Origin of the sequence: Burkholderia sp. NFPP32 (assembly GCF_900119325.1) — a bacterium.
In the GTDB taxonomy this organism is placed as follows: domain Bacteria; phylum Pseudomonadota; class Gammaproteobacteria; order Burkholderiales; family Burkholderiaceae; genus Burkholderia; species Burkholderia pyrrocinia_C.
The window spans coordinates 1-12,500 of sequence record NZ_FPJP01000005.1 but is presented as its reverse complement, the minus strand read 5'-3'; the positions used below and the strand labels follow the sequence as shown (position 1 = coordinate 12,500).

The 12,500-nt window shown below is 67.3% G+C and carries 9 protein-coding genes; 7 read left to right on the top strand and 2 right to left on the bottom strand.

Going from position 1 to position 12,500, the window contains the following annotated elements; translation table 11 throughout:
- Positions 1-184 precede the first annotated feature (184 nt).
- Positions 185-2,509 carry a Tex family protein gene (locus BT264_RS11685; RefSeq protein ID WP_072437239.1) on the bottom strand — a complete coding sequence of 775 codons (2,325 nt, stop codon included), beginning with the start codon at positions 2,507-2,509 and terminating at the stop codon, positions 185-187.
- 159 nt (positions 2,510-2,668) lie between these two features.
- On the opposite strand from BT264_RS11685, the gene BT264_RS11680 reads away from it, so the two are divergent.
- The 3 genes from BT264_RS11680 (at position 2,669) to BT264_RS11670 (ending at position 6,018) form a co-directional block, all read left to right on the top strand.
- Positions 2,669-3,421 (top strand): hypothetical protein, encoded by a 753-nt coding sequence (locus BT264_RS11680; protein WP_072437240.1) that lies wholly within the window; start codon positions 2,669-2,671, stop codon positions 3,419-3,421.
- A gap of 76 nt (positions 3,422-3,497) precedes the next feature.
- Complete coding sequence (locus tag BT264_RS11675; protein ID WP_034181296.1) at positions 3,498-3,713, top strand: YdcH family protein; 216 nt, start codon at positions 3,498-3,500, stop codon at positions 3,711-3,713.
- 55 nt (positions 3,714-3,768) lie between these two features.
- Complete coding sequence (locus BT264_RS11670) at positions 3,769-6,018, top strand: DNA repair helicase YoaA (protein WP_072437241.1); 2,250 nt, start codon at positions 3,769-3,771, stop codon at positions 6,016-6,018.
- Between the two features lie 121 nt (positions 6,019-6,139).
- On the opposite strand, the gene BT264_RS11665 is transcribed toward BT264_RS11670, so the two are convergent.
- Positions 6,140-6,964, bottom strand: coding sequence for an outer membrane protein assembly factor BamD (locus BT264_RS11665; protein WP_021163132.1), 825 nt, complete (start codon positions 6,962-6,964; stop codon positions 6,140-6,142).
- A gap of 41 nt (positions 6,965-7,005) precedes the next feature.
- Between BT264_RS11665 and BT264_RS11660 the strand changes: the two genes are divergently transcribed.
- The 4 genes from BT264_RS11660 to BT264_RS11645 all read left to right on the top strand — a co-directional run.
- Entirely contained in the window at positions 7,006-8,211 is a 1,206-nt protein-coding gene (locus BT264_RS11660; RefSeq protein WP_072437242.1) for an RluA family pseudouridine synthase, read from the top strand.
- A 6-nt stretch (positions 8,212-8,217) separates the two neighbouring features.
- On the top strand, positions 8,218-9,057 hold the full coding sequence (gene pgeF, locus BT264_RS11655; protein ID WP_072437265.1) for a peptidoglycan editing factor PgeF: 840 nt from the start codon (positions 8,218-8,220) through the stop codon (positions 9,055-9,057).
- A 359-nt stretch (positions 9,058-9,416) separates the two neighbouring features.
- Positions 9,417-11,282 carry a class I poly(R)-hydroxyalkanoic acid synthase gene (gene phaC / locus BT264_RS11650; RefSeq protein WP_072437243.1) on the top strand — a complete coding sequence of 622 codons (1,866 nt, stop codon included), beginning with the start codon at positions 9,417-9,419 and terminating at the stop codon, positions 11,280-11,282.
- 98 nt (positions 11,283-11,380) lie between these two features.
- Positions 11,381-12,500: acetyl-CoA C-acetyltransferase (locus tag BT264_RS11645; protein ID WP_072467036.1), on the top strand; the 1,120-nt coding region annotated here is incomplete at its 3' end.

Sequence of the window (12,500 nt, the reverse complement as noted above, 5' to 3'; positions counted from 1 at the left end):
CGGACTGGCCGCGATCGTTCGCATCGCCGGCCGTCACCGCGAGAGCCAACGCAGCCGCATCGCGCCGCGTGTTCCGCGCAAGCCAAACCATCCAATCAGATAGCCGACTGCGTGCACGTTCGCGGCAGCCATAAAAAAGCCCGCCTTGCGGCGGGCTTTGCGTGCGTCGACGGCTTTCGCGCGCTCAGCGCTTCAGCTTCGCGAATGCCGCGGCCATCGCGCCGGCCGGTTCCGGCTCGCGCGAACGCGGCGGGCGGGCAGCGCCACGTCCCGCGTTGCCGCGATCCTGGCTGCCGCGCGACGACATGCCGGGTGCTGCCGCATCGTCGTCGAGGCGCATCGTCAGCGCAATGCGCTGGCGCTTCACGTCGACGTCGAGCACCTTCACCTTGACGACCTGGCCGGCCTTCACGACTTCGTGTGGGTCCTTGATGAATTTTGTCGACATCGCGGACACGTGGACGAGGCCGTCCTGATGGACGCCGATATCCACGAACGCGCCGAACGCGGCGACGTTCGTCACGACCCCTTCGAGCGTCATGCCCGGCACGAGATCCGACACCTTCTCGACGCCTTCGCGGAACGTCGCGGTCTTGAATTCCGGGCGCGGATCGCGGCCCGGCTTCTCCAGTTCGGACAGGATGTCGCGCACGGTCGGCAGGCCGAAACGTTCGTCGACAAATTCCGCAGGGGACAGGCCCGACAGCGCTTCGCGGTTGCCGAGCACGTCGTCGATGCGCTTGCTGATCTTCGCGAGCATCCGCTCGACGACCGGATAGGCTTCCGGGTGCACCGACGAGCGGTCGAGCGGATTTTCGCCGCCGTTGATGCGCAGGAAGCCGGCGGCCTGTTCGAACGTCTTGTCGCCGAGGCGCGGTACCTTGCGCAGGTGCTCGCGCGACGGGAACGGGCCGTTCGCATCGCGGTAGTCGACGATGTTGCGCGCGAGCGTCGCGTTCAGGCCCGACACGCGTGCGAGCAGCGGGGCCGATGCCGTGTTCGCGTCGACGCCGACCGCGTTCACGCAATCCTCGACGACCGCGTCGAGCGAGCGGGCGAGTTCGCGCTGGTTCACGTCGTGCTGGTACTGGCCGACGCCGATCGCCTTCGGCTCAATCTTCACGAGCTCGGCGAGCGGATCCTGCAGGCGGCGCGCGATCGACACGGCGCCGCGCAGCGACACGTCGAGTTCCGGGAATTCCTTCGCCGCGAGCTCGGACGCCGAGTAGACCGACGCGCCGGCTTCCGACACGACGATCTTCTGCAGGCGCAGCTCGGGGTGTTTCGCGATCAGTTCGCTCGCGAGCTTGTCGGTTTCGCGCGACGCGGTGCCGTTGCCGATGCTGATCAGTTCGGCCTGCGTCTGCGCGGCGATGCGCGCGAGTTTCGCGATCGAGCCGTCCCAGTCGCGGCGCGGCTCGTGCGGGTAGATCGTGTCGGTCGCGAGTACCTTGCCGGTGCGGTCGACGACTGCGACCTTCACGCCGGTGCGCAGGCCGGGGTCGAGACCGATCACGGCCTTCGGGCCGGCCGGCGCCGCGAGCAGCAGGTCGTTCAGGTTGCGCGCGAACACACGGATCGCTTCGGTTTCGGCGGTTTCTCGCAGTTGCGTGAGCAGCTCGTTCTCGATATGCGGCTGCACCTTCACGCGCCAGCACCAGCGGCATACGTCGGACAGCCATTTGTCGGCCGGGCGATTCTGGTTCGCGATGCCGAAATGGCGCGCGATCATCGCCTCGCCGGGATGCGGCACCTGTGCGTCGAGCTCTTCGCCGAGGCCGAGCTTGACCGTCAGCACGCCCGCGTTGCGGCCGCGGAACAGCGCGAGTGCGCGGTGCGACGGCACGGTCTTGATCGTTTCCGCGTAGTCGTAATAGTCGCGGAATTTCTCGCCTTCCTCGTTTTCCTTGCCCTCGACGACTGCCGACGACACGACGCCCTGGTTGTGCAGGTAGTCGCGCAGCTTGCCGAGCAGCTCGGCCGTCTCGCCGAACTGTTCGGACAGGATGTCGCGCGCGCCGTCGAGCGCGGCCTTCACGTCGGCGACGCCCTTGTCGGCGTCGACATACGCGGCCGCCTCGGCCTGCGGGTCGAGCAGCGGGTTCGCGAGCAGCGCCTGCGCGAGCGGCTCGAGGCCGGCTTCGCGGGCGATCTGCGCGCGCGTACGGCGCTTCGGCTTGTACGGCAGATAAAGGTCTTCGAGCACCTGCTTGCTGTCGGCCGCATCGATCGCGGCGCGCAGTTCGTCGGTCAGCTTGCCCTGTTCGTCGATGCTCGACAGGATCGCCGCGCGGCGATCCTCGAGTTCGCGCAGATACAGGAGGCGTTCCTCGAGCTGGCGCAGCTGCGTGTCGTCCAGGTTGCCGGTCACTTCCTTGCGGTACCGGGCAATGAACGGAACGGTCGAGCCTTCGTCGAGGAGTTGCACGGCCGCCGCGACCTGGCGCGGCTGGACGGACAGTTCAGTGGCGATGCGCTGTACGATCTTGAGTGCTACGGTTTCCGTCATGTCGTGGATGATCTGCCTGCTGAAATCGCGGCGCGGGCCGGCAGGCCCGGAGCGGCAGGCTGCACGGCGGCCCGACGGGCCAGATGCCGCGGGTGGGTGAAGCGGGGCATTTTGCCATAAATGGCGGAGCGCCCAGCCGGGGGTGATAGAATTTGACACATGTCCCGCAGCTTTCCTACGACGTTGCCAACTTCCCGCATTTCTCTCGTCGCGCTCGGCGCAGCGCTCGCCGCGGCTTTGTCTGCCGGGCCGTCCGGTGCGTTTGCGCAGGCTCCTGGCGCAACCGCGCCGGCCGCCGCAGCAGCCGCGCCCGTTACGGCCACGGCCGCACCGGATTTCGACGCCCGTCAAAAAGTGCTCAATCAACGCTCCGCGGAAAACGATTATCGTTATGCGGTGGCCGAGCACGATTGCTACAGCAAGTTCTTCGTCAATCACTGTCTCGGCAAGGCACGCGACCAGATGCGCGACGAGCGGGCGAGCATCCGCCAGGAGCAACTTGCGCTCGACGACGAGCAGCGCGCGGTGCGCGCGCAGCAGCGCGACCAGCAACAGGCGCTGAAGCAGGCGCAGAATGCGGCGGAAGCGCCGCAGCGCGCGGCGAACGACGCGGCGAACGCGGCTGCGTTCCGCGACAAGCAGGAGCAGAATGCGCTGAAGCAGGCACAGCGCGGCGCGGAAGGGCCGCAGCGCGCGGCGAGCAAGCAGGCATACGACCAGAAGCAGGCCGACTTCCAGCGCAAGCTCGACCAGGCGCACCAGCAGGCGGCGCAGAAGGCGCAGGAGCGGGCGGACAACGCCGTGCGCTACGAGCAGAAGCAGAAGGAAGCCGCGCAGCACAAGGCCGATGTCGAGCGGCGTCAGCAGGAAGCGGCCGAGAAGGCCAAACAGCAGCAACAGCAGGGGCAGTAACGTGTTGGATTGATCGGGATCAGTCTCGTGCGCGTCGGCACGCCAGCCGGCGCGCTGCTTCGATGAGGAGGCAAACATGCAAAACCGTCTCACGGAACAGCAGCAGGAATTGCACAACCGTTTGGCTGCATTGCAGGAGCAGCACCAGCAGCTCGCTCGGGAGATCGAGCTGAAGGAAGGACACTCCGACATCGACGACATCACGCTGCACCGGCTGAAGAAGGAAAAGCTGGCAGCCAAGGACAAAATCATTTTGCTGCAATCGCAGCTGGAACCGGATAAGCGCGCCTGAGCGCGGCCTGGCAAGCGCCGGTGCCGCTCGGGCGCTGGACACAGGAACGCTTGCCTTGAATTCACCGCTTGAAGCCACCCCCGATGCCCGGCGAGACGAGTCGTCCGCCGGGCGCGTTCGTGCGCCCGAAGGCACCTTCGAGCTGAGCCGCAAGCGCGTCGACGAACTCGACACGATCTTTGGCGTTGGCGGGTTGCTGGCGCGCGCGCTCGACGGCTATCGGCCGCGTACGTCGCAGATCGAGATGGCGCGTGCGGTTGCGTCCGCGATGGAAGCGTCCGCGCGCCGGATGCCCGAACCCGAGATCTTCGAAACCCGCAAGCGGCCGGCGCGCCGCCTCGGCGACGGCGACAAGACGGCCGGGCCGGCGGCGGACGATGCCGCGGCCGCCGAGTCCGACAGCGACGCAGGCGACAACACGCTGATCGTCGAGGCCGGCACGGGTACCGGCAAGACCTATGCGTATCTCGTGCCCGCGATGCTGTGGGGCGGCAAGGTAATCGTGTCGACCGGCACGAAGCACCTGCAGGACCAGTTGTTCCAGCGCGACATCCCGACCGTGCGCAACGCGCTCGCGGTGCCGGTGACGGTCGCGATGCTCAAGGGCCGCGCAAACTACCTGTGCCACTACTACCTGCAACGCACGGCCGACAACGGCCGCCTGCCGTCGCGGCAGGACACGGCTTACCTGCAGGAAATCGTCCGCTTCGCGAAGCTCACGAAGAGCGGCGACAAGGCCGAACTCGCCAGCGTGCCGGAAACGGCACCAGTGTGGTCGATGGTCACGTCGACGCGCGACAACTGCCTCGGCCAGGAGTGCCCGCACTACAAGGAATGCTTCGTGATGCAGGCGCGGCGCGAGGCGCAGCAGGCCGACGTGGTCGTCGTCAACCACCACCTGTTCTTCGCGGACATCATGCTGCGCGACACGGGGATGGCCGAACTGCTGCCGAACGCGAACACGATCATCTTCGACGAAGCGCACCAGTTGCCGGAGACGGCGACGCTGTTCTTCGGCGAAACGCTGTCGACGACGCAGATCCTCGAGCTCGCACGCGACACGGTGGCCGAAGGCCTGAGCCATGCGCGCGACGCGGTCGAGTGGGTGAAGCTCGGCGGCGATCTCGAACGTGCGGCGCGCGACTTGCGCCTCGCGTTCGCGAACGACCAGATCGTCCGCATGTCGCTCGCGCAGCTCGGCGACGATCATCCGATGTTCGGCGCGCTCGACGCGCTCGAGGCGGCGCTCGATGCGCTCGCGTCGGCGCTCGCGAGCCAGGCCGAGCGGGCGGAGTCGCTCGGCGCATGCCTGCGGCGCGCACGCGAATTGCAGGACCTGCTGGCCGGCTGGGTCGCGCCCGGCGCGGCGGAGGCGGCCGCGAAGGCCGATGAGGCAGCGGCCGGCGACAAGGCTGCGTCCGACGGCGATCCGAACGAGAAGGTGCGCTGGGTCGAGGTGTTCTCGCATACCGTCCAGTTGCACGAGACGCCGCTGTCGGTTGCGCCGATCTTTGCGAAGCAGCGCGCGGGCGTGCCGCGTGCATGGGTGTTCACGTCGGCCACGTTGTCGGTGCGCGGCGATTTCACGCACTACGCGGCGCAGATGGGCCTCAGCTCGCGTCGTTCGATGACGCTCGCGAGCCCGTTCGACTACCAGTCGCAAGGGCTGCTGTACGTGCCGCGCAACCTGCCGCAGCCATCTTCGCCCGCGTTTACCGATGCCGTCTTCGATGCCGCGCTGCCGGCGATCGAGGCGTCCGGCGGCGGCGTGTTCATGCTGTGCACGACGTTGCGCGCGGTCGACCGGATCGCGTCGAAGCTGCGCGACGTGATCGAATCGCGCGGCTGGAATACGCCGCTGCTCGTGCAGGGCGATGCGAGCCGCACCGAGCTGCTCGATCGCTTCCGCGCGTACGGCAACGCGATCCTGGTCGGCAGCCAGAGTTTCTGGGAAGGCGTCGACGTGCGCGGCGACGCGCTGTCGCTCGTCGTGATCGACAAGCTGCCGTTCGCGCCGCCCGACGATCCGGTGCTGGCCGCGCGGCTCGACGCGCTGACGAAGAAGGGCTTGAGTCCGTTCGCCGTGCACCAGTTGCCGCAGGCCGTGATTACGCTGAAGCAGGGCGCGGGCCGGCTGATTCGTGCGGAGACGGATCGCGGCGTGCTGATGATCTGCGACACGCGGCTCGTCGACAAGCCTTACGGGCGCCGAATCTGGCAGAGCCTGCCGCCGTTCAAGCGGACTCGCGAGATCGCGGTCGTCCAGGACTTCTTCGACGAGCACCGCTCGGAAAAACGTATGTGACGGCACGCGCGGCGACCGCCGCGCGATTGCACCTGTGCCGCCGGAATGCGGCGCCAACAAAAAACCCGGCTCGATGGCCGGGTTTTTTGTTCGTGCAACTGGTGTTGCGTCGCGCAGCGCTTTAGAACTGCCACCACGACTTCTTCGCACCGGGGCGCGAATGGCCCGTCACGTACGGGCTGTCGGGGAACGTGCCCGCGAGCACGCGCTTCGTGTCCTCGGCGAGTTGCGGCTGGTTCAGCTTGCCGTACGACAGGATCATGATGTGCAGCGCGTCCTCGATCGCCGGTGCGCCCTTGTAGTCCTTGATCGCGAGCTGCGCGCGGTTGATGGCCGCGACATATGCGCCACGACGGTAGTAGTAGTCGGCCGCGTGCACTTCGTGCGACGCGAGCGCGTTGACGATGTAGCGCATCCGTGCGGCTGCGTCGGGCGCGTACTTGCTCTTCGGGAAGCGGTCGACGACGACCTTGAACGCATCGTACGATTCGCGCAGCGCCTGCGGATCGCGTTCGCTCATGTCCTGGCCGGAGAAGCGGCCGAACAGGCCCAGATCGTCGTTGAAGTGGATCATCCCCTTCAGGTAGTACGCGTACGGGATATCCGGATGATCGGGGTGGAGCTGGATGAAGCGGTCGACGGCCTGGTCGGCGGCTGCCGCTTCGTTATCCTTCCAGTTGCAGTATGCGACGTTGATCTGCGCTTGCTGCGCGAAATGGCCGAACGGATCGCGACCTTGCAGCGATTCGAAATATTTCGCGCATTTGCCCCAGTCGCCGCCGGACAGTGCGTCCTGGGCCTCTGAGTATAATTTGTTGTTCGACCAGGTAGCCGTCTCGTCCTGCTTCTGCGGCAAGCCGTGGCAGCCGGCGATGAGGGCCGCGGCCGCTACCGCCGCAGCCCGGGCGGCGACGGTTCTGGCCGTACGTTTGGTCGAATTCATCATGCTCGCATGTCCTAGCTTCAAGTCTCGGTGACCCAGTCTAAATGACCCGTTCAAGTTCGCAGAATGCCCAGCCGGGCACACCAAATCGCGAAGATTATAGCCCAAGCGGTCGGCCCGCCGACGCTGCCTCGGGGGATTCCCTCGATGACGATCTGACCGGCGACGTATTGCAACCGCCCGTAGTGCCGTCAGCGGCGGGCGATGACGCGCCGCGCGTCGTCGAAGTGCCGCTGTCGCTCGCGGGCGAACGCCTCGACAAGGCGCTCGCCCAACTGTTCCCCGAATTCTCCCGCAGCCGCCTGCAGAGCTGGATCGAGGCGCAGCGCGTGCTGGTCGACGGCGCGCCGGCGAAGATCCGCCAGCCGGTGCCGCTCGGCGCGAAGATCGAGCTCGTGCCCGACCTGCTTCCCGAGCAGCTTGCGTTCACGCCGGAACCCGTGCCGCTCGACGTCATCTACGAGGACGACGCGCTCGTCGTCATCAACAAGCCGGCCGGCCTCGTCGTGCACCCGGCGGCCGGCAACTGGAGCGGCACGATCCTGAACGGCCTGCTGCATCGTTACGGCGACGCGGCGGCCGGCCTGCCGCGCGCGGGGATCGTCCATCGGCTCGACAAGGAAACCTCCGGCCTGATGGTGGTGGCACGCACGCTGGCCGCGCAGACGGACCTCGTGCGCCAACTGCAGGCCCGCACGGTGAAGCGCCGCTATTTCGCGCTCGTGTGGGGCACGATGCCCGAGGAAGGTACGATCGACGCGCCGATCGGCCGCGATCCGCGCGAGCGCACGCGCATGGCCGTCGTCACGGGCGCGTCGGGCAAGCCCGCGCGCACGCATTTCCGCACGGTTGACACATGCGTGTGGCAACGTCAGCCGGTTTCGGCGATCCAGTGCGACCTCGAAACCGGCCGCACGCATCAGATCCGCGTGCACTGCGCGCATGCCGGGCACCCGCTGCTCGGCGACCCCGTCTACGGACGCGCGCGCGGCAAGCGCTCGGTCGCGCCGCTGCCGGACGGGTTCGCGCGACAGGCGCTGCATGCGTGGCGGCTCGGCCTCGTGCATCCGGTCACGGGCAAGGCGATGCAGTGGCGCTGCCCGTTGCCGGACGATATGAACGCACTCGTCGCGGCGCTCGGCTTCGGGCAGGGCGACGAGGAATTCGACGACGACGGTGTCTACGACGATGACGATTTCGGCGGCGAGTATCACGACGATGAGCCGTACCTGGACGATGAGGAGGAGTGAGTGCCGATGACGAACCTGGCGCCGTTGACGTGGCAGGACTGCGTACAGCCCGACTGGCAGGTGTCGCCGCGCGTGCGCGCGCTGATCACGACGCGCGACGGCGGCGTGAGCGAAGGCCCGTACGGGCGCTGGCAGGACGGTGCCGCGATGGCGGGCGGGATGAATCTCGGCCTGCATACCGGTGACGATCCGGCCCATGTCGCCGGGAATCGCGCGCGCTTGCTCGCGCTGGCAGGCCAGTCGAGCGCGGCATGGCTCGAGCAGGTTCACGGCGCGCAGATCGTGCGCGCCGACGAGGTGATCGCGGCGGCGCCCGCGGCTGCGGCGCCGGTGCAGGCCGACGCGAGCGTCACGGACCGGACGGGCGCCGTCTGCGTCGTGATGGTGGCCGACTGCCTGCCCGTGCTGCTGTGCGACGCGCAGGGCCGCGCGGTCGGCGCCGCGCATGCGGGCTGGCGCGGGCTCGCGGCCGGCATCGTCGAGCAGACCGCGGCGCGCGTCGCGGCACTCGCGGGCGGCGCGACGGACACGCTTCATGCGTACCTTGGGCCGGCGATCGGCCCGCAGGCGTTCGAGGTCGGCGCCGACGTGCGCGACGCGTTTCTCGACACGGCCCCGCAGTCGGAGCATGATGAAACCCGTCATGCGTTCGTCGCCATCGACGGCGTGCCCGGCAAGTTTCTCGCCGATCTCCATGCGCTCGCGCGCCTGCGCCTCGCGCGTGCCGGCGTGGCGCACGTGAGCGGCGGGACCGCCTGTACGGTCACCGAACGCGCGCGCTTCTATTCGTATCGGCGCGACCGTGTGACGGGCCGCATGGCGGCGGCGATCTGGCTGGCAGATTGACGCATGCGCATGCGCGCATGGTTTTGTTGCGTCGCGAAATCGGTTATCTCGATATTTAGACGGCAATGCGGCGTAGCATGCGCAGTCGAATGAAAAATCCCGAAGTCAAGTCGACCAAAATGCTTTATGTTTCGCCGAAACCCTTGTCCCGTCTGTTGCGCACGGATTATCTCCGTGCGGAAATGTTCAGCGGTTTGACATGGCGCTTCACATGGGGAAAACGATAATGATAAAAATACCGCACTGCGGCAGAATCTGGAGACGCCTCTCCAGAGCATGACGGCCCGGCTCGCAGCCGGCACGCCGCGCGCGAGCAGGATTTCACGATAGACGCTCACGAATCACCGGTAAGGCAGGTAATGACAGCATCGAAAAATTCGTCGACGTCCGCTCAGGCGGGCACTTCCGCAGGCAGCACCGGTTTCGATCCGGCCGCCCAGCCGATGCAGCAGATGTTCGAGTCGTGGTTGAGCGCGTGGCGCGGCTTTGCAGATCCGGCGCGCGCCGCGACTGCGTCGGCCACCGTCAATCCGTTCGCGACATTCCAGTTCCCGACTTCGTTTCCGTTCCAGGTGCCGTCGATGCCCGATCTGGGCAGCATGGCGTCGCCGTTCGCGGGGCTGAAGCTGCCGGTTGCCGCGATTCCGCCCGAACGGCTGCAGACGCTGCAGGCCGACTACGCGCGCGATTGCATGACGCTGATGCAGCAGGCAGCCGCCGCGAAGCTCGAATCGCCCGAACTGAAGGACCGCCGCTTCAGCGGCGATGCGTGGAAGGCGTCGCCGGCGCATGCGTTCGCGGCTGCCTGGTATCTGCTCAACGCGCGCTATCTGCAGGAACTGGCCGACGCGCTTCAGACCGATCCGAAGACACGCGAGCGCATCCGGTTCACGGTCCAGCAATGGACGGCCGCCGCCGCGCCGAGCAACTTCCTCGCACTCAATCCCGACGCGCAGAAATCGATTCTCGAGACGCAGGGCGAAAGCCTGCGGCAGGGGATGATGAACCTGCTCGGCGACCTGCAGCGCGGCAAGATTTCGCAGACCGACGAATCGCAGTTCGTGGTCGGCAAGAACCTCGGGTGTACTGAAGGCGCGGTCGTCTACGAGAACGACCTGATCCAGTTGATCCAGTACACGCCGAAGACGGACAAGGTGTTCGAGCGGCCGCTGCTGATCGTCCCGCCGTGCATCAACAAGTTCTACATCCTCGACCTGCAGCCCGAGAATTCGCTCGTCGCGCACGCGCTGTCGAACGGCCATCAGGTGTTCCTCGTGTCGTGGCGCAATGCGGATGCATCGGTCGCGCACAAGACGTGGGACGACTACATGAACGAAGGGCTGCTCGCGGCGATCGATGCCGTGCAGCAGGTCAGCGGCCGCGAACAGATCAACACGCTCGGCTTCTGTGTCGGCGGCACGATGCTCGCGACCGCGCTGGCGGTGCTCGCCGCGCGCGGCGAACACCCGGCCGCGTCGATGACGCTGCTCACCGCGATGCTCGACTTCACCGACACGGGCATTCTCGACGTGTTCGTCGACGAGGCGCACGTGCAGATGCGCGAGCAGACCATCGGCGGCAAGAACGGCACGCAACCGGGGCTGATGCGCGGCGTGGAGTTCGCGAACACGTTCTCGTTCCTGCGGCCGAACGACCTCGTGTGGAACTACGTCGTCGACAACTACCTGAAGGGCCGCACGCCCGCGCCGTTCGATCTGCTGTACTGGAACAGCGATTCGACGAGCCTGCCGGGCCCGATGTACGCGTGGTACCTGCGCAATACCTATCTCGAGAACAAGCTGCGCGAGCCGGGCGCGCTGACCGTGTGCGGCGAATCCGTCGACCTGTCGCTGATCGACGTGCCGACCTTCATCTATGGCTCGCGCGAGGATCACATCGTGCCGTGGCAGACGGCCTACGCGTCGACGTCGATCCTGTCGGGCCCGCTGAAGTTCGTGCTCGGCGCGTCGGGTCACATCGCGGGCGTGATCAATCCGCCGGCGAAGAAGAAGCGCAGCTACTGGGTCAACGACAGCGACCTGCCGGAAGCCGCGGACGACTGGTTCGCCGGTGCGGCCGAGCAGCCGGGAAGCTGGTGGACGACCTGGGTCGAGTGGCTCGACCAGTACGGCGGCCGCAAGGTGGCGCCGCCCGCCAAGCCGGGTTCCGCCCAGTTCCCGGTGATCGAGCCGGCGCCGGGGCGCTACGTATTGCAGCGCGATTGACGAAAACCGGACAGCGGCGCACGCTGTCCGATGCACCGCAGTTTTTTAACAGGGCCGGTAACGATGCGCCGTGTCGTGCGGGCCTGGAGGAAAGGGAAATGACGGACGTAGTGATCGTATCGGCCGCGCGGACCGCGGTCGGCAAATTCGGCGGCTCGCTTGCGAAGATTGCGGCGCCTGAACTGGGCGCGACGGTGATCCGCGCGGTGCTGGAGCGTGCGGGCGTGAAGCCCGAGCAGGTCAGCGAAGTGATCATGGGCCAGGTGCTGACGGCCGGCTCGGGGCAGAACCCGGCGCGGCAGTCGCTGATCAAGGCCGGGCTGCCGGCGGCAGTGCCGGGGATGACGATCAACAAGGTGTGCGGCTCGGGCCTGAAGGCCGTGATGCTGGCGGCGAACGCGATCGTCGCGGGCGACGCGGAGATCGTGATCGCGGGCGGACAGGAGAACATGAGCGCGTCGCCGCACGTGCTGCCGGGCTCGCGCGACGGGTTCCGGATGGGCGATGCGAAGCTGGTCGACACGATGATCGTCGACGGGCTGTGGGACGTGTACAACCAGTACCACATGGGCATCACGGCGGAGAACGTCGCGAAGGAATACGGGATCACGCGCGACGAGCAGGACGCGTTCGCGGCACTGTCGCAGAACAAGGCTGAAGCCGCGCAGAAGGCCGGGCGCTTCAACGACGAGATCGTGCCGGTGTCGATTCCGCAACGCAAGGGCGAGCCGCTGCAGTTCGCGACCGATGAATTCGTGCGTCACGGCGTGACGGCGGAATCGCTGGCGGGGCTGAAGCCGGCGTTCTCGAAGGACGGTTCGGTGACGGCGGCGAACGCGTCGGGTCTGAACGACGGCGCGGCGGCGGTACTGGTGATGTCGGCGCAGAAGGCTGCGGCGCTGGGCCTGACGCCGCTGGCGCGGATCAAGGCGTATGCGAACGCGGGGGTGGATCCGAGCGTGATGGGGATGGGCCCGGTGCCGGCGTCGCGCCGGTGCCTGGAGCGCGCGGGCTGGACGCCGGGCGACCTGGACCTGATGGAGATCAACGAGGCGTTCGCGGCGCAGGCGCTGGCGGTGCACAAGCAGATGGGCTGGGACACGTCGAAGGTGAACGTGAACGGCGGGGCGATCGCGATCGGCCACCCGATCGGCGCGTCGGGCTGCCGGATCCTGGTGACGCTGCTGCACGAGATGGCCAAGCGCGATGCGAAGCGCG

Coding starts and splice junctions, on each gene's coding strand:
- BT264_RS11685 (WP_072437239.1), bottom strand. CDS start 2,509: ATGACGGAAACCGTAGCACTCAAGATCGTACAGCGCATCGCCACTGAA.
- BT264_RS11680 (WP_072437240.1), top strand. CDS start 2,669: ATGTCCCGCAGCTTTCCTACGACGTTGCCAACTTCCCGCATTTCTCTC.
- BT264_RS11675 (WP_034181296.1), top strand. CDS start 3,498: ATGCAAAACCGTCTCACGGAACAGCAGCAGGAATTGCACAACCGTTTG.
- BT264_RS11665 (WP_021163132.1), bottom strand. CDS start 6,964: ATGATGAATTCGACCAAACGTACGGCCAGAACCGTCGCCGCCCGGGCT.
- BT264_RS11660 (WP_072437242.1), top strand. CDS start 7,006: ATGACCCGTTCAAGTTCGCAGAATGCCCAGCCGGGCACACCAAATCGC.
- pgeF (WP_072437265.1), top strand. CDS start 8,218: ATGACGAACCTGGCGCCGTTGACGTGGCAGGACTGCGTACAGCCCGAC.
- phaC (WP_072437243.1), top strand. CDS start 9,417: ATGACAGCATCGAAAAATTCGTCGACGTCCGCTCAGGCGGGCACTTCC.